A 17,173-nucleotide genomic window follows, 5' to 3' on the forward strand; every position below is an offset into this window, starting at 1 on the left:
CGCTTCTGCGCCGGTGCCGGCGGGGCCGGTGGCGGTTCTGTGCCGGTGCCGGTGGGGCCGTGCTGAGCTTCTGCGCCGGTGCCGGCGGGGCCGGTGGCGGTTCTGTGCCGGTGCCGGTGGGGCCGTGCTGAGCTTCTGCGCCGGTGCCGGCGGGGCCGGTGCTGAGCTTCTGCGCCGGTGCCGGCTCTGTGCCGGTGCCGACTCTGTGCCGGTGCCGGCGGGGCCGTGCTGAGCTTCTGCGCCGGTGCCGGTTTCGGTTTCGGCTTCGGCTTCGGCTCCCGCCAGTGCAACGGCATCGACATCGGCTTCGGCTTCGGCGGGGGCCATGGGCCGGGTTCGGCCCATGGCCCCCCGGCGGTCCGGGTTCCGGTACGGGCGTGGGCCCGGTACACCTGGGGTGTTCCGGGCCCACGGTCGTACGTGCGGCGCGGGGGCGAGCCCGTCTCACGGCTTGCGGGCCGCGCGCTCCGCCGCGGGTGGGTCAGCTCTGCGCCGGGGCGTCCTGCTCCCCCTCCGGGGCGTCCTGCCCCGCGGCGGCGTCGTCCGACGGCTCGACCCCGGCGGCACGCTCGCGCATCTTGCGCAGCAGCTCCTGCTTCTGCTCGGCGGCCGACTTGCGGTCGGCGTCGCGCCCGGCGGGCGCGCCCTGCTGTTCGGCGCGGGACAGCTTCCTGCGCTGTCCGCCGACACCGAGAAGGTTGTTACGGCTCTTGGCCACGGGTTCTCCCATGTGTGGTGAAAGTGAGGTCTGACACGACCTTGGATCGGTACCGGTGGGCGGCGGGTGGTCGGACCCGCCGCGCTCTCACTCGTAGATCTGGAAGAACGCATACATGCCATGAACGCTACCCCGCCCCGCGCGGCCCCAGCACCGGGTTTTCCGCCTCGTCGACCGGCCCGTCCCTCGCCCGCCCACCGCCCGTCGACCGTCCCTCGACCACACTCCCGGGGGAACATGGGCTGACAGATATTGAAATCTGTCAGCCCACATGCCATGGTGGAGGCACGGCCCGGCGCGGCCCCGTCCGCGCCTCACGCGTTCTTCCGAGCTGTTCCGATCCGTCCACCCACCGGGAGTTCCTCATGACCACCTTCCCCACCCGCACCCTCGGCTCCGCCGGCCCGCAGGTGTCCGCGCTCGGCCTCGGCTGCATGGGCATGTCCGCGCTGTACGGCGAGACCGACCGCGCCGAATCGATCGCCACCATCCATGCCGCCCTCGACGCCGGCATCACGCTGCTGGACACCGGCGACTTCTACGGCATGGGACACAACGAGCTGCTGATCAACGAGGCCCTGCGCACCGCCCCCGCCGCCGCCCGGGAGAAGGCGCTGACCAGCGTGAAGTTCGGCGCCCTGCGGACCGTCGAGGGCGGCTTCACCGGATACGACGGCCGTCCGGCGGCGGTCAAGAACTTCGCGGCCTATTCACTGCAGCGTCTGGGCACGGACCACATCGACGTCTACCGCATCGCCCGTGTGGACCCCGATGTCCCGATCGAGGAGACCGTGGGCGCCATCGCGGAGCTCGTCGAGGCGGGTCACGTCCGCCACATCGGGCTCTCCGAAGTCGGGGCGGACACGATCCGGCGGGCGGCGACCGTCTCCCCGATCTCCGACCTGCAGATCGAGTACTCGCTGATCTCCCGCTCCATCGAGGCCGACATCCTGCCCGCCTGCCGCGAACTGGGCATCGGGGTCACCGCCTACGGGGTGCTCTCCCGGGGCCTGATCAGCGGCCACTTCACCCGCGACCGCGAACTGGCCCCCGGCGACTTCCGGTCCATGAGCCCCCGCTTCCAGGACGAGAACCTCCAGCACAACCTCGACCTGGTGGACGCCCTGCGCAAGATCGCCGAGCAAAAGGGCGTCACGGTCGCGCAGATCGCCATCGCCTGGGTCCTCTCCCGGGGCGCGGACATCGTGCCGCTGGTCGGCGCCCGCAGCCGTACCCGGCTGACCGAGGCCCTCGGCGCGCTGGACGTCCGGCTGGACGCGGCCGACCTCGCCGCGATCGAGGAGGCCGTCCCGGCCGGCGCGGCCGCCGGCGCCCGCTACCCGGACAGCCAGATGGCCCACCTGGACAGCGAGCGCTGACCTCCGGGTACCGTCAGCGGGGGTACGGCCCGCCCCGCTCCGGCCCTGGCCCCACGCGACACCCCGAAAGGCAGCACCTCACCATGACGCCGCCGTCCGACCCGCTGACCCCCGAGCGCATCCTCGAAGCCACCGAGGACGTGCTGCGCCGCTACGGGCCCGCGAAGGCGACCGTGGTCGACGTGGCCCGCGCGCTCGGTGTCAGCCATGGCAGCGTCTACCGTCACTTCCGCACGAAGGCCGCCCTGCGCGAGGCCGTGACGGGCCGCTGGCTGACCCGTACGGAGGTGGCGCTCACCGAGATCCTGCACGCCTCCGCCCAGCCTGCTCCGGCGAAGCTGCGGGAATGGCTGGAGACGTTGTTCGAGGCCAAGCGTCACAAGGCGGGCGATGATCCCGAGCTGTTCGCCACCTATGAGGTGCTGATGGGCGGGAGCACGGTCGTCGAGGACCACATCCACGTCCTCGTCGGCCAGTTGCGGGAGATCATCGAGGAAGGCGTGCAGGACGGGCAGTTCGCCGTGGAGGACCCCGCGGCCGCCGCCCAGGCCGTCTTCGCCGCGACGGCACGGTTCCACGACCCGGCGTACGCCGCCGAGTGGCAGAAACCCGCCATCGTCGCCGAGTTCACCGCCGTCTCGGACCTCCTGCTGCGCGGCCTGCGCGCCTGAGCCGGCGCTCTGACGGGGGTGGCGGAGGGGGTGGCCCGCCCGTAGTGCGGCGGAACAAACAGGCTGAAGGCAGGCAGGGAAGCAAGCCGTGCCCTATGTCGCCGTCGGGTCGACCGTCGCCTGATGGGCTTCGGCGAGGTGTTCCTCGGCCTTGAGCCAGGGCAGGAACTGCGCCGCCCTGCGCCAGTCGCAGGTACCGCAGGTCAGTTGGCGTCGCACCCCCGACTTCCGTACCTGAACGACGTGTTCACGTCCGTGCTGGTCCCATCTGCTGACCTTGCTCGTGGTCATGGACGGCATCCGAGCCTCCTGAGAGCGGGTGTGCCCAGTGTGCACGAAGCCCCCGGTTCCGTACGGGGAACCGGGGGCTTCGTCCAGCGGGTACAGCGGTACAGCGGTCCAGCGGTCCAGCGGGTGCGTCGTGTCAGCAGCCGAGCAGACGGGCGCCGAGGTACGCCTGGATCTGGTCCAGCGAGACGCGCTCCTGCTTCATGGTGTCGCGCTCGCGCACGGTCACCGCGTTGTCGTCGAGGGTGTCGAAGTCGACGGTGACGCAGAACGGCGTGCCGATCTCGTCCTGGCGGCGGTAACGGCGGCCGATGGCACCCGCGTCGTCGAACTCGATGTTCCAGTTCTGACGCAGGTCGGTCGCGAGGCCCTTGGCCTTCGGCGAGAGCTGCGGGTTGCGGGACAACGGCAGGACCGCGACCTTGACCGGCGCCAGGCGCGGGTCGAGGCGCATGACGGTGCGCTTCTCCATGACGCCCTTGGCGTTGGGCGCCTCGTCCTCGATGTAGGCGTCCAGCAGGAAGGCCAGCATCGAGCGGCCGACACCGGCCGCGGGCTCGATGACGTAGGGGGTCCAGCGCTCGCCGGCCTCCTGGTCGAAGAAGGACAGGTCGGTGCCCGAGGCCTTGGAGTGCGCCTTCAGGTCGTAGTCCGTGCGGTTGGCGACGCCCTCCAGCTCGCCCCACTCGCTGCCGCCGAAGCGGAAGCGGTACTCGATGTCAGCGGTGCGCTTGGAGTAGTGGGAGAGCTTCTCCGCCGGGTGCTCGAACCAGCGCATGTTCTCCTCGCGCATGCCGAGGCCGGTGTACCAGTTCCAGCGCTGCTCCATCCAGTACTCCTGCCACTGCTCGTCCTCGCCCGGCTTGACGAAGAACTCCATCTCCATCTGCTCGAACTCGCGCGTGCGGAAGATGAAGTTGCCCGGAGTGATCTCGTTCCGGAAGGACTTGCCCATCTGGGCGATGCCGAACGGCGGCTTCTTGCGCGAAGCCGTCTGCACCTGGGCGAAGTTGGTGAAGATGCCCTGGGCGGTCTCGGGGCGCAGGTAGGCGACCGAGCCGGAGTCCTGGGTCGGGCCGAGGTGCGTGGAGAGCAGGCCGGAGAACTGCTTGGGCTCGGTGAAGGTGCCCTTGTTGCCGCAGTTGGGGCAGTTGAGGTCGGCGAGGCCGTTGACCGGCGGCTTGCCGTGCTTCTCCTCGTACGCCTCCTCCAGGTGGTCCGCGCGGTAGCGCTTGTGGCAGGAGGTGCACTCGGTCAGCGGGTCGGAGAACGTGGCGACGTGGCCGGAGGCCACCCACACCTCGGGGGCCAGGATGACCGACGAGTCGAGCCCGACCACGTCCTCGCGCGAAGTGACCATGTAGCGCCACCACTGACGCTTGAGGTTCTCCTTGAGCTCAACGCCCAGCGGCCCGTAGTCCCAGGCGGCCCTCTGGCCACCGTAGATCTCGCTACAGGGGAAAACGAAGCCACGGCGCTTGCTCAGGCTGACGATGGAGTCGATCTTGTCGGCGGCCACGGTGCTCTCTTCATTACGACGACGAACTGGACAGGGGTGTCGCGAAGCGCCTCGGTGGGGGGTGGTGGTCGGGAGACGGCTGGGCGAATGCCTCAGATTACCGGCGGGCACGCCCCTTCGATCAAATCGGTATCGGAGGAGTCCGTCGCGCAGTCCGTCCAGTGGTCCGCCGAGCGGCCCCCGGCAGTCCGTCCCGGAGTCATCTCATCAGCCTTGTTGACAATCGTTTCCAGTTTAGTTGAAAATGACTGTCATGAACGTACGCCGCCTCATAGCCACGACCGCCGTCGCCGGAGCAGTCGTCCTCGGCCTCACCGCCCTCTCCGCCTGCTCCGCCTCCGACGCCGCCGACCGCAAGAGCGGCGACAGGCTGAACGTGGTGGCGTCGTTCTACCCGATGCAGTTCCTGGCCGAGCAGATCGGCGGGAGCCACGTCTCCGTCTCCACGCTGACCAAGCCGGGCGTGGAACCGCACGACCTGGAGCTCAGCCCGCGAGAGGTCGGCGGCCTCAGCGACGCGGACTACATCCTCTACCTCAAGGGCCTCCAGCCGGCCGTGGACGACGCGATCAAGCTCTCCGAGTCCGAGCACGCCGTCGACGCCGCGAAGCTCACCACGCTGGAGGACCACGGCGCCGAGGTAGGGGGCGAGGAGCACGGCCATGAGCACGAGGGCGAGGAGGCCGGCGCCGACCCGCACATCTGGCTGGACCCGGTGAAGTACGCCCAGGTCGCCGAGGGGGTCGGGAAGTCCCTGGAGAAGACCGACCCGGACCACGCCGCCGACTACCGCAAGAACACCGACGCCCTGGTCGCGAAGCTCGGCGCGCTCGACACCGCGTACGAGAAGGGGCTGGCGAACACCGCCACCAAGACGTTCATCACCACCCACTCCGCCTTCGGGTACCTGGCCGAGCGCTACGGCCTCACCCAGGAGGGCATCGCGGGCATCGACCCCGAGGCCGAGCCCAGCCCCGCCCGGATCAGCGCCCTGCACGCGATCGCGCGGGAGAAGAAGGTCACCACCGTCTTCTTCGAGACGCTCGCCAGCGACAAGACGGCCAAGACCGTCGCCCGGGACACCGGCCTGAAAACCGATGTGCTGGACCCGCTGGAGGGAATTACCGGCAAGTCCAAGGGCGATGACTACATCGAGGTCATGGAGTCCAACCTCGCCGCGCTGCAGAAGGCTCTCGGCGCGAAGTGAGCGAGACGAACAGGACGAGCGACCCGCCCGACACGACCAGCTCGCCCGACCCGACCGACACGAACCGCGCGGCAGCACCGGAGGCGCTCATGCCCGAGCCCCAGAGCTCCACATCCGAACCCGTGATCGTCGTACGCGACGCCACGGCCGTCCTCGGCGCACGCCCCGTGCTGCGCGGCGTCGACCTGACCGTGCGCCGCGGCGAGGTCGTCGCCCTGCTCGGCGCCAACGGCTCCGGCAAGTCGACCGCCGTGCGCTCCGTCATCGGCCAGGTCCCGCTCACCGGCGGCGCCGTCGAGCTCTTCGGCACCCCGCTGCGCCGCTTCCGCGACTGGGCCCGGGTCGGTTACGTACCGCAGCGCACCACCGCTGCCGGCGGTGTGCCGGCCACGATCCGCGAGGTCGTCTCCTCCGGGCGGCTGTCCCGCACCGGGCTGCGCCTGCCGCGCAGGACCGACCGGGCCGCCGTCGACCGCGCCATCGCGCTCGTCGGTCTCGCCGACCGCGCCAAGGACTCGGTGGACGCCCTCTCCGGCGGTCAGCACCAGCGCGTACTGATCGCCCGCGCGCTCGCCGCCGAACCCGAGCTGCTGATCATGGACGAGCCGATGGCGGGCGTCGACCTGGCCAGCCAGGAGATCCTCGCCGCGACGCTGCGCGAGCAGGTCGCGGCCGGCACCACCGTGCTGCTCGTCCTGCACGAGCTCGGCCCGCTGGAGCCGCTGATCGACCGGGCGGTCGTGCTGCGCGACGGCTGTGTGATGCACGACGGGCCGCCCCCGAAGGCGCTCGGGCAGCACGCGCTGCCCGGCCACGACCACGTACACCCCCACGCGGCTTCCGAGCCCGTCCGGACGGGACTGCTGAGCTGATCATGGAATTCCTCACCCCTCCCTTCATGCAGCGGGCGCTGATCGCCGCCGTGCTGGTCGGTGTCATCGCCCCCGCCGTCGGCATCTACCTGGTGCAGCGCCGGCAGGCACTGATGGGCGACGGCATCGGCCACATCGCGATGACCGGCGTGGGCCTCGGCTTCCTGCTGTCCAGCAGCCCCGTCTGGATGGCCACGGCCGTCGCCGTCGTGGGCGCGGTCACCATGGAGCTGATCCGCTGGTACGGACGCACCCGGGGCGACATCGCCCTGGCGATGCTCTTCTACGGCGGCATGGCGGGCGGTGTCCTGCTGATCAACCTCTCCGACACCGGCTCCAACGCCAACCTGACGTCCTACCTCTTCGGCTCGCTGTCCACGGTCTCCTCCGAGGACATCACCGCGATCACCCTGCTGGCGGCGTTCGTGCTGCTGGTGACGGTGGGACTGCGACGGCAGCTGTTCGCCGTCAGCCAGGACGAGGAGTTCGCCCGGGTCACCGGACTGCCCGTACGCGTGCTGAACCTGCTGATCGCGGTCACCGCCGCGGTGACCGTCACCGTCGCGATGCGGGTCGTCGGGCTGCTGCTGGTCAGCGCCCTGATGGTGGTCCCGGTCGCCGCCGCGCAGCAGATCAGCCGGTCCTTCAAGGTGACGTTCGTGCTGTCGGTGGCCGTCGGGGTCGCGGTGACGCTGGCCGGCACCATCACCTCGTACTACCAGGACGTCCCGCCCGGCGCGACGATCGTGCTCCTGGCCATCGGGGTGTTCATCGCCCTGACGCTCCTCGCCACCCCGCTGGCCAGGAGGCGCGCCCGCCACCGCGAAACGGCGGACGAGCGGTGCACCCTGGAAGTACCCGCCGCCCGCCGGGCCGCCGACGACGTCCGCGTCTGAGGCCGGCACCGGTGCGGACTGGCACAATGGCCCGACATACGTACGGGCGACACGAGGAGGCTCCTGTGGCGACGGCGCCGATCAGTGGAACGAACGCTGCACCGGTACGCGGCCGGTCGACCCGGCAGCGGGCAGCGGTGGCGGCGGCGCTCGACGAAGTGGACGAGTTCCGCAGCGCCCAGGAGCTGCACGACGTGCTCAAGCACCGCGGTGACTCGGTCGGACTGACCACGGTCTACCGCACCCTGCAGTCCCTCGCGGACGCGGGCGAGGTCGACGTGCTGCGCACCACCGAGGGGGAGTCCGTCTACCGCCGGTGCTCGACCGGCGACCACCACCACCATCTGGTGTGCCGGATGTGCGGCAAGGCCGTCGAGGTCGAGGGCCCGGCGGTGGAGCAGTGGGCCGAGACCATCGCGGCGCAGCACGGTTTCGTCAACGTGGCGCACACGGTCGAGGTCTTCGGTACGTGCGTGGAGTGCGCGACCACGCAGGGGTGAGCGCAGCGGTGAGCACGCGGGGGTGAGCCCCGGGGGCGCGGCCCCCGGGGCTCCCGCGGTTCAGCCCTCGGAGCCCTCCGGGGCGCCCGCCGCCTCCACCGCGCCGCCGAAGCGCCGGTCGCGCTGAGCGAATTCCAGACAGGCCCGCCACAGGTCACGGCGGTCGAAGTCCGGCCACAGAACGTCCTGGAAGACCATCTCGGCGTACGCGCTCTGCCAGATCAGGTAGTTGGAGGTGCGCTGTTCCCCGCTGGGGCGGACGAAGAGGTCGACGTCCGGCATGTCCGGGTAGTAGATGTACTTCGCGAACGTCTTCTCGTTGACCTTCGAAGGGTCGAGCTTCCCCGCGGCGACGTCCTGCGCGATGCGCTGCGCGGCGTCCGCGATCTCGGCCCGGCCGCCGTAGTTCACGCAGAAGTACAGCGTCATCTTGGTGTTGTCCTTGGTCTGCTCCTGGGCGACCTGGAGCTCCTGGACGACGGACTTCCACAGCTTCGGCATGCGGCCGACCCAGCGGATCCGGATGCCGAGCTCGTCCATCTCGTCGCGGCGGCGGCGGATGACGTCCCGGTTGAAGTTCATGAGGAACTTCACCTCCTCCGGGGACCGCTTCCAGTTCTCGGTGGAGAACGCGTACAGCGAGAGGTTCTTGACGCCCATCTCGATGCAGCCCTTGAGCACGTCCATGACGACGCCCTCGCCGACCTTGTGGCCCTCGGTGCGCGGCAGACCGCGTTCCTTGGCCCAGCGGCCGTTGCCGTCCATCACGACGGCCACGTGCTTGGGCACCAGCTCACCGGGGATCTTCGGAGGCACGGCACCGGACGGGTGCGGCTCCGGGGTCTTGTAGTCGCGCCGGTTACGGCCGCCGAGAATCCCGCGTACTGCCATGAACTGTCTCGCTCCCTGTACCTGGTCTGCCTGTGCTGCCTGTGCTGCCTGGTCTGCCTGTGCTGATGGACGCGTGCTTGGAGGCCCGTACTTGACGGGTCCGTACGTGAGGGGCCCGTGTCACTTCTCCACGTACCGTAGCGAGCGCAGTCCGCGCTCCAGATGCCAGTGCAGATAGGCGGACACCAGCCCGCTCCCCTCCCTGGCATGACGCGCCTCGCACGCGTCAGCCGTTGCCCAGTCGCCGGTGAGCAGGGCGCTCAGCAGGGCGACGGCCTCAGCCGAGGGTACGACGCTGCCGGGCACCCGGCAGTCGCCGCAGATGACGCCGCCCGCCGCGACGGAGAAGAACCGGTTCGGACCGGGCATTCCGCACCGGGCGCAGTCGTCGAAGCTGGGGGCGTAGCCGTTGACCGCGAGGGAGCGCAGCAGGAAGGCGTCGAGGATGAGGTGGGGCTCGTGCTCTCCGCGGGCCAGGGTGCGCAGGCCGCCCACCAGCAGCAGGTACTGCTGCACCGAGGGCTCGCCCTCGTGGTCGGTGAAGCGTTCGGCGGTCTCCAGCATCGCGGTGCCGGCGGTGTAGCGCCCGTAGTCGGTGACGATTCCGCCGCCGTACGGGGCGATGGTCTCGCTCTGGGTGCAGAGCGGCAGCCCGCGCCCGAGGAGTTCGCTGCCGCGCGCGAAGAACTGCACGTCCACATGGGAGAACGGCTCCAGCCGGGCCCCGAACTTCGACTTCGTGCGCCGCACCCCGCGCGCGACGGCCCGTACCCGGCCGTGGCCGCGGGTCAGGATCGTGATGATCCGGTCGGCCTCGCCCAGCTTCTGCGTGCGGAGCACCACGCCGTCGTCCCGGAACAAGCTCATGGCTCCATTGTCCGGTACGCGGGCGGCCCGCCGGGCCCGCCCCCGGAACCCGGTCCGGTCAGTGCCCGTCGGCGCCCCCGCCCGCGGGCACGACGAGGCCGGATTCGTAGGCGACGATCACGAGCTGGGCGCGGTCGCGGGCGCCCAGCTTGCCCATGATCCGGCTGACGTGCGTCTTGGCGGTGAGCGGGCTGAGACCGAGGGACTCGGCGATCTCGGCGTTGTTCAGGCCGCGTGCGACGAGGGCGAGGACCTGGCGTTCCCGGTCGGAGAGCATCCCGGGGCCTCCGGCCCCGGCACCGGCCGGGGGCTGCGGAGCGCTGAGGACCCGGGCGATCAGCCGGGCGGTCGGGCCGGGCGAGAGCAGGGCCTCCCCCGCGGCCACGGTCCTGATCGCGGTGAGCAGGTCGGCGGGCCGGGTGTCCTTGACCAGGAAGCCGGAGGCGCCGGCCCGGAGCGCTTCGACGATGTGGTCGTCGGTGTCGTACGTGGTCAGGACGAGGACCTTCACCCCGGCCAGGTCCTCGTCGGCGGCGATGCGACGGGTCGCCTCGATGCCGTCGAGCTCGGGCATCCGGATGTCCATCACGACGACGTCGGCACGTGCGGAGCGGGCGAGCGCGACGGCTTCGAGACCGGTGGCGGCCTCGCCGACGACCTCCATGTCCGGGTCGGAACCGACGAGCATCGCGAACGCCGCCCGCACGAGCGTCTGGTCGTCGGCGAGCAGTACGCGGATCATGAGGCGGTCTCCGGCTCCTGTGCCCGGACCGTGGCGTGTGTGGGGGGCAGCGGCGCTGCCGGAGCCTGCGTCCGGCTCTCCCCCTCCGCCTGTTCCTGCTGGTCTCGGGGTTCCTGCTGGTCTCGGCGTTCCTGCTGGCCCCGGTGTTCCTGCTGGTCTCGGCGTTCCTGCTGGCCCTGGTGTTCCTGCTGGTCTCGTGGTTCCTGCCGCCCCCGGGGTTCCTGCTGTTCCTCCAGATCCTGCAGGTCCGGGCAGGGCAGCAGCGCCGAGACCTCGAAGCCGCCGCCGGGGAGGGGCCCGGCGGTCAGTGTGCCGCCCGTGCTGCGGGCGCGTTCCCGCATCCCCACGATGCCGAAGCCGGGCGTGGAGCCGTCGTCCACCGGGCCGGTGCCGTCGTCGGTGACCGTGACCCGCAGGGCGCCCGGGCCGGCGGGCTCGACGGCGACGACGACGCGGACGCCGGGGCCCGCGTGCCGTACCGCGTTCGTCAGGGACTCCTGCACGATGCGGTACGCGGCCGCTCCGGTCGCCGGGGCGACGCGGCCCGAGGGGGCGCGCACCCGCAGGCCGACCCGGGCCCCGGCCGCCTCCGCGGCCCGTACCAGACCGGGCAGGGCGGCCAGGTCGGGCAGCGGCCCGTCCGTGTCGTGCCGGTCGCCCTGACCGGTGTCCCGCAGCACCTGGAGCGTGGTCCGGAGTTCGGCCCTGGCCTCGCGGCAGGTGTCCGCGATGTCGTCCAGGGCCGCGGCGATCGCCTGCCGGTCGAGCCGCTCCGGGTCGACGGTCAGGATGTGCGAGGCGACCGAGGTCTGCACCCCGATGAGGGTGATGCTGTGGGCCAGCAGATCGTGCAGGTCGCGGGCGATCCGCAGCCGTTCCTCGGCGACCCGCCGCCGGGCCTCCTCCTCGCGGGTCCGTTCGGCGCGTTCGGCGCGCTCCAGCACCGAGGCGACGTACTGGCGGTAGATGCGTACGTCGACACCGCAGAACAGCACGGCCACGACCCACCCGGAGATGCGCAGCAGTTCGAACCCCTGATGGGCGTCGATGGTGAGCACCACCGTCACCATCACCGACGTCACACCGATGCCGGTGAGCAGGGTGCGCAGCGGGCGGCCGGTCACGGCCACGGTGTACAGCGCGATCCAGGTCTGCGGCATCGTGGCCGTGTGGGCGTTGTCGAGACCGTGGTAGAGCGCCAGCACGGGCACCATGGCGAGCAGCGCGAGGACGGGGCTGCGCCGACGCCACACGAGCGGTGCGGCGCTGCACAGCAGCAGGAGCCAGCCGAGCGGGTCAGGAGCGCGGGCGTGGTCGGTGGACAGGGCGAGCGCCGCGGAGAGCGCACCGGCGCCCACGGCGACGAGGGCGTCGGTGCGGGTCCGGTGCGGCGCGAGCATGGGGTCGCGGTTGACGACGGCCAGGATGCGCTCGCGGCGGCGTGGGGTGGTGGACACGCCGCCATCCTCCGGTACGGGTGGGGGCACTGTCAGGGGGCCCTGACGAGTGCGGGTTCGTGCGGCACGGGTGCGGCGGGCGTGCGGCTGAGCGCGCCGGGCCACCACATCCTCCGCTGCAGGGCCACGCTCGCCGAGGTCACCAGGTAGGTGCGGACGAGGAAGGTGTCGAGCAGGACGCCGACGGCGATGACGAAGCCCATCTCGACCAGGCCGGCCAGGGGCATGTTCGTGAGGACGGCGAAGGTGGCGGCGAGCACGAGCCCCGCCGAGGCGATCACGCCGCCGGTGGTGCGCAGCGCGGTGAGAGCGGCATCGGTGGGTTCGGCGCCGCCCCGGGCCTCCTCACGGACCCGGTGCATCAGGAAGATGCCGTAGTCGACGCCGAGGGCCACCAGGAAGACGAACGAGAGCAGCGGCAGCCCCGGGTCGGTGCCCTTGAGCCCGAGGAGCGGTTCGAAGAGGAGGCCGCCGATGCCGAGCGCGGCGCCCCAGACCGCGACGACGGCGGCGACGAGCAGCAGCGGGGCGACGAGGCTGCGCAGCAGGACGATCAGGATCAGCAGGACGGAGAGCAGGACGAGCGGGACGACGATCCTCAGGTCCCGGGAACTGGCCGTCTCCAGGTCCATCTGCTGGGCGCCGGGTCCGCCGACGTGGCTGCCGTCGAGGCCGTCGCGCAGGGCGTGGATGGTCTTCCGCTCCCCCGGCGACTCGGGCCTGTCCTGGGCGACGACGGACAGTTCGGTCCAGCCGCCGCCGCTGCGGCCGCGTGCGGCGGAGGCGACGCCCTCGGTCGTACGGGCCCGCGCCAGCGCGGCGTCGGCCCGGCCGGTGGGGGTGATCACGGTGATCGGCTGGGTGGAGCGGCCGGGGTAGGCGCCGGCGAGGGTCGCCATCGCCGCGACCGAGTCCGGCTTGCTGGTGAAGGAGTCCTCCTGCTTGAGGTCGCCGGGCAGGCTGAACGCGCCGAGCGACAGCGCGCCCAGCAGCAGTCCGCCGCCGACGAGCACCGCGACGGGCTGGCGCCCCGCAAAACCGCCCATGGCGGCGAAGAGCGAGCGGCGCTTCTTCGGCTCGGCGCCGTACACGGGCACGAGCGGCCAGAACACCCGGCGGCCCAGGAGCACCAGGACGGCCGGAAGCAGCGTCAGCATCGCCAGGAGGGCGCACAGCACCCCGACGGCGGCGATGGGGCCCATGCCCCGGCTGCTGGTGAGATCGGCCGCCAGCAGGCACAGGAGACCGGCTGCGACGGTGGCGGAGGACGCGACGACGGCGGGCCCGCAGCCGCGCAGCGCCGCCGCCATCGCCTCGTGCGGCCGGGCGGTGCGGGTGAGTTCCTCGCGGTAGCGGGAGACGAGCAGCAGGGCGTAGTCGGTGCCCGCGCCGAAGACGAGGATGGTCATCACCGCGGAGCTCTGGCCGGTGACGGTGACGTCGAAGCCCCGGTTGAGGCCGTACACGACCGCCATGGACAGGGCGTCGGCGACGCCCGCGACGAGGAGCGGCACCAGCCACAGCAGCGGGCTGCGGTAGATGAGGATCAGCAGGATCGCGACGACGGCGACGGTCGTGTAGAGGAGCGGGCCGCCGAGCGAGCCGTAGACCTTCTGCGCGTCCACGGTCAGCGCGCCCGGCCCGCCGACCTCGACGTCCAGTCCGCCGCCGCCCTTCGCGGTCTCACGCACCTCGTCGACGAACGCGGTCCTCGCCTCGTCGTCCTGGCCGGGCTCGGTCGTGGAGACCGGGTACATCAGCGTCGTGCCGTCCTCGGAGGGCACGGCCCGCGGCGGCGCGGTGAGGGTGTGGCCGGCCGCCACCCGGGCGGTCTGCCGGGCCGCGACGGCCCGGTCCGCGGCGGTCAGTCCGCCGTCCCGGTGGTACACGAGGACGAGGTCGGTCGACTCACCGCCGGGCAGTGTGTCCTGGATCTTCGCGACCTGGGTGGAGTCGGCACTCGCCGGCAGGTAGTCGACGGCGCGGTTGACCTGTACGTCCCCGAGCTTGCCGGCCGGCGGGCCGGCGATCGCGATCACGGCGGCCCAGAACACGACGATCGCCCAGGGCAGCATGCGCCACCGGCTCCGTGGTCGCGTGCGTCCGCCGATGTCCTGTGCTGCGGCCCTCATGGGAGGCCCCCCTTCCGTCCGGGTGTCCGGTCATGTCCAGACTCCCGTCGGGCCGGGCGCGACGCGTCGCACCGGGGGCCGACTTCCCCGCTACTGCCGTGGAGGGCCCGACGGCCCGGCTACTCCCGCGGGAGTACCGGGCCGGTGCGGAAAGGGGATCACGAGGGTGTGCGCGCCGCCGCGGCGAGCAGCCGGGCGGTGTCCTCGCCGCGCAGGCGCAGCGCCCCGCCGACCGTGGTCAGCACCTCGCGCTCGGCCGGGGTGTAGGGGCCGTCGGCGAGGGCGATCCTGGCGCCCTGGAGCAGAATCGCCTCGCGGCCCGCGGGCGCCAGGTGCGGGGCGAGGGGCTCCAGCGCCTCGTGGAGCTCGATGGCGAGGGCCGCGCCGCAGGCCTCGGCCGCGGGGTCGAAGGCGGAGCCGTGGCCGATGTCGGCGGAGAGGATCTCGACGACGGTGGCGAGCTGTTCCCGGGTGCACCCGTCGAAGCCGGCGTCGCGCACGGTCTCGACCGCGGTCTCCAGGACCGGGCGGGAGGTGCTGCCACCGGCCGCGAGGACCCCGAGGGTCATGGTGTGGACGGCGTCCCTGAGCATCGCGGAGAACCGCGTGGTGGTGGGGTGGTCGAGTGCCTCGGGGTCGAAGTGGGCGTGGCAGGCGGCGCATTCGACGACCGGGCCCACCGTGCCGCGCCGCAGCAGCGGCACTCCGAGGACGGTGAAGCGGCGGCGTCCGGTGAGGCGGCGGTAGTTGCGGTCGCCCCCGCAGCCCGGGCAGAAGAACTCGCCGTCGCCGACGGTGTCCCACAGGGTGCGGATGCCGCAGATACGCAGCTTCGTGGCGCTTCGTCCCTGGGCTGACCGCACGTCGAACACCTCCGTAACTCCCCCGTAGCCCTTCGGGCACGGGAGGTACCCCCGGCAACATTGCCGTGTTGACGTGATGTTAACCACATCCGTGAAGCGGCGTCAGCACCTCGATCGTCACAACCGCCGGAGATGGCCAAACCCCGCCCCCCGGAAGGTGGGGGACGGGGTTCGCGGACCGTACGACTTCACGCCCTTTCGGGCGCCGGGTCAGCGGGTGGCGCGGTTGACCGCGGAGACGACCGCCTTCAGCGAGGCGCGCGTGGTGTTGGGGTCGATGCCGATGCCCCACAGGACCTTTCCGTCGATGGCGCACTCGATGTACGAGGCGGCCTGGGCGCTCGCACCCTCGCTCATCGTGTGCTCGGTGTAGTCCAGCAGCCGGGCGTCGATGCCGATGGCCTGCAGCGCCTCGAAGAACGCCGAGATCGGGCCGTTGCCGGAGCCGGTGAGCACGGTGTCCACGCCGTCCACGGTCGCCTCGACGGTGATCGTGTCCTGGCCGTCCGAGCCGGTCGTGCTCTGGCCGGAGCGGATCTGTACGCGCCCCCAGGCGTTGTCCGGGTTGGGCAGGTACTCGTCCTGGAACGTGGTCCAGATCTGCGTCGGCGTGACCTCGCCGCCCTCGGCGTCGGTCTTGGCCTGAATGATCCGGGAGAACTCGATCTGCATGCGGCGCGGCAGGTCCAGCTTGTGGTCGTTCTTCAGGACGTACGCGATGCCGCCCTTGCCGGACTGCGAGTTGACCCGGATCACGGCCTCGTAGGAGCGGCCGACGTCCTTCGGGTCGATCGGCAGGTACGGGACCGCCCACTCGATGTCGTCGACGGTCTTGCCCTGGGCGGCCGCGTCGGCCTCCATGGCGTCGAAGCCCTTCTTGATGGCGTCCTGGTGGGAGCCGGAGAAGGCGGTGTAGACCAGGTCGCCCGCGTAGGGGTGGCGCGGGTGGACCTCCATCTGGTTGCAGTACTCGCTGGTGCGGCGGATCTCGTCGATCTGCGAGAAGTCGATCTGCGGGTCGACTCCCTGCGAGAACAGGTTCATGCCCAGCGTCACCAGGTCGACGTTGCCGGTGCGCTCGCCCTGGCCGAACAGGCAGCCCTCGATCCGGTCCGCCCCGGCCATCAGGGCCAGTTCGGCGGCGGCGACGGCGGTGCCCCGGTCGTTGTGCGGGTGGACGGACAGGCAGACGAACTCGCGGCGTGACAGGTTGCGTGACATCCACTCGAACCGGTCCGCGTGCGTGGACGGCGTCGAACGCTCCACGGTGGCGGGCAGGTTGAGGATGATCTCGCGGCCCTCCTCGGGCTGCCACACGTCACAGACCGCCTCGCAGACCTCCAGGGCGAAGTCCAGCTCGGTGTCGGTGAAGATCTCGGGGCTGTACTGGTAGCCGAAGATCGTCTCCTCGCCCAGGATCTTGTCGGCGTACTCCATGACCAGCCGGGTGCCGTCCACCGCGATCTGCTTGACCTGCTCCTTCGAGCCGCGGAAGACCACGCGGCGGAAGGTGGGGGCGGTCGCGTTGTACAGGTGCACCGTGGCGCGGTGGGCGCCGCGCAGTGATTCGACGGTCCGCTCGATCAGTTCCTCGCGGGCCTGCGTCAGGACGGAGATCGTCACGTCCTCGGGGATCGCGCCCTCTTCGATGATGGAGCGGACGAAGGCGAAGTCGGTCTCGCCGGAGGACGGGAAACCGACCTCGATCTCCTTGTAGCCCATGCGTACCAGCAGGTCGAACATCTCGCGCTTGCGGGCCGGCGACATCGGGTCGATCAGCGCCTGGTTGCCGTCGCGCAGGTCGGTGGAGAGCCAGCGGGGGGCGGTGGTGATCCGCTTCTCGGGCCAGGTGCGGTCGGGGATCTCGACGGCCTCGTACCGGCCGTACTTGTGGACCGGCATCCCGGACGGCTTCTGCAGGCCCGTGGCGTTGGTGATCGGCGTGGGGCGGCCCACGGCGTTCTCGGCGGGGGTCTGCGCGGGGTTCACTGCGGTCATGGCGTAGGGCTCCTCGGGGTCCTGCAAGGGGACGGCCGACTGTGTTGCTGCAACACCAGACTCCGCGGGGAGGGGGTCGGCCTACGACTACAGGCCCTCGCCGCGGCAGCTAAGAAGAAGCAGCCCGAAACGCATGATGCGAAGAGACTAGCCGAGGGGCGCCCGAGACGTCG

Annotated in this window: 16 protein-coding genes; 6 read left to right on the forward strand and 10 right to left on the reverse strand. The window is 71.4% G+C overall.

The genetic code is table 11. The features are described 5' to 3' along the window. Window positions 1–481: 481 nt before the first annotated feature. Window positions 482–718: a DUF6243 family protein gene (locus tag ABZ454_RS09590; protein WP_356319079.1), complete on the reverse strand. Its 237-nt coding sequence runs from the start codon at window positions 716–718 to the stop codon at window positions 482–484. Between the two features lie 365 nt (window positions 719–1,083). On the opposite strand from ABZ454_RS09590, the gene ABZ454_RS09595 reads away from it, so the two are divergent. Further along, a complete protein-coding gene (locus ABZ454_RS09595) occupies window positions 1,084–2,097 on the forward strand; it encodes an aldo/keto reductase (protein ID WP_359536902.1) in 1,014 nt (337 codons plus the stop codon). Between the two features lie 83 nt (window positions 2,098–2,180). Next, entirely contained in the window at window positions 2,181–2,768 is a 588-nt protein-coding gene (locus ABZ454_RS09600) for a TetR family transcriptional regulator (RefSeq protein WP_356319081.1), read from the forward strand. Window positions 2,769–2,861: 93 nt separating this feature from the next. On the opposite strand, the gene ABZ454_RS09605 is transcribed toward ABZ454_RS09600, so the two are convergent. Together ABZ454_RS09605 and ABZ454_RS09610 are read right to left on the reverse strand one after the other, a co-directional pair. Further along, window positions 2,862–3,068, reverse strand: coding sequence for a hypothetical protein (locus tag ABZ454_RS09605; RefSeq protein ID WP_356319082.1), 207 nt, complete (start codon window positions 3,066–3,068; stop codon window positions 2,862–2,864). Window positions 3,069–3,192: 124 nt separating this feature from the next. Then, window positions 3,193–4,575 (reverse strand): glycine--tRNA ligase, encoded by a 1,383-nt coding sequence (locus ABZ454_RS09610; protein WP_356319083.1) that lies wholly within the window; start codon window positions 4,573–4,575, stop codon window positions 3,193–3,195. Between the two features lie 253 nt (window positions 4,576–4,828). Between ABZ454_RS09610 and ABZ454_RS09615 the strand changes: the two genes are divergently transcribed. From ABZ454_RS09615 to ABZ454_RS09630, 4 genes are all read left to right on the forward strand, one after another. Continuing rightward, window positions 4,829–5,782, forward strand: coding sequence for a metal ABC transporter substrate-binding protein (locus ABZ454_RS09615; protein ID WP_359536905.1), 954 nt, complete (start codon window positions 4,829–4,831; stop codon window positions 5,780–5,782). An 89-nt stretch (window positions 5,783–5,871) separates the two neighbouring features. Next, a complete protein-coding gene (locus ABZ454_RS09620) occupies window positions 5,872–6,654 on the forward strand; it encodes a metal ABC transporter ATP-binding protein (protein WP_359537130.1) in 783 nt (260 codons plus the stop codon). 2 nt (window positions 6,655–6,656) lie between these two features. After that, entirely contained in the window at window positions 6,657–7,550 is an 894-nt protein-coding gene (locus ABZ454_RS09625; protein ID WP_356319085.1) for a metal ABC transporter permease, read from the forward strand. A gap of 65 nt (window positions 7,551–7,615) precedes the next feature. Further along, window positions 7,616–8,050: a transcriptional repressor gene (locus ABZ454_RS09630; RefSeq protein ID WP_356319086.1), complete on the forward strand. Its 435-nt coding sequence runs from the start codon at window positions 7,616–7,618 to the stop codon at window positions 8,048–8,050. A gap of 60 nt (window positions 8,051–8,110) precedes the next feature. Here ABZ454_RS09630 and ABZ454_RS09635 read toward each other — a convergent pair whose 3' ends face one another. The 7 genes from ABZ454_RS09635 to leuA form a co-directional block, all read right to left on the reverse strand. Beyond that, complete coding sequence (locus ABZ454_RS09635; RefSeq protein WP_359536908.1) at window positions 8,111–8,941, reverse strand: isoprenyl transferase; 831 nt, start codon at window positions 8,939–8,941, stop codon at window positions 8,111–8,113. A gap of 120 nt (window positions 8,942–9,061) precedes the next feature. After that, window positions 9,062–9,808 carry a DNA repair protein RecO gene (gene recO, locus ABZ454_RS09640; protein WP_359536910.1) on the reverse strand — a complete coding sequence of 249 codons (747 nt, stop codon included), beginning with the start codon at window positions 9,806–9,808 and terminating at the stop codon, window positions 9,062–9,064. A gap of 58 nt (window positions 9,809–9,866) precedes the next feature. After that, window positions 9,867–10,550, reverse strand: coding sequence for a response regulator transcription factor (locus ABZ454_RS09645; protein ID WP_359536912.1), 684 nt, complete (start codon window positions 10,548–10,550; stop codon window positions 9,867–9,869). Continuing rightward, entirely contained in the window at window positions 10,547–11,950 is a 1,404-nt protein-coding gene (locus ABZ454_RS09650; protein ID WP_359537132.1) for a histidine kinase, read from the reverse strand. Before ABZ454_RS09650 ends, ABZ454_RS09645 begins: the two co-directional genes overlap by 4 nt. 89 nt (window positions 11,951–12,039) lie before the next feature. Then, on the reverse strand, window positions 12,040–14,139 hold the full coding sequence (locus tag ABZ454_RS09655; RefSeq protein ID WP_359536913.1) for an MMPL family transporter: 2,100 nt from the start codon (window positions 14,137–14,139) through the stop codon (window positions 12,040–12,042). A 158-nt stretch (window positions 14,140–14,297) separates the two neighbouring features. Beyond that, a complete protein-coding gene (locus ABZ454_RS09660) occupies window positions 14,298–15,002 on the reverse strand; it encodes a TerB family tellurite resistance protein (RefSeq protein ID WP_359536915.1) in 705 nt (234 codons plus the stop codon). Between the two features lie 210 nt (window positions 15,003–15,212). Beyond that, a complete protein-coding gene (gene leuA, locus ABZ454_RS09665; protein WP_356319092.1) occupies window positions 15,213–17,000 on the reverse strand; it encodes a 2-isopropylmalate synthase in 1,788 nt (595 codons plus the stop codon). Window positions 17,001–17,173 lie beyond the last annotated feature (173 nt).

It is taken from the genome of Streptomyces sp. NPDC005803 (genome assembly GCF_040630435.1).
Classification (GTDB): Bacteria; Actinomycetota; Actinomycetes; order Streptomycetales; family Streptomycetaceae; genus Streptomyces.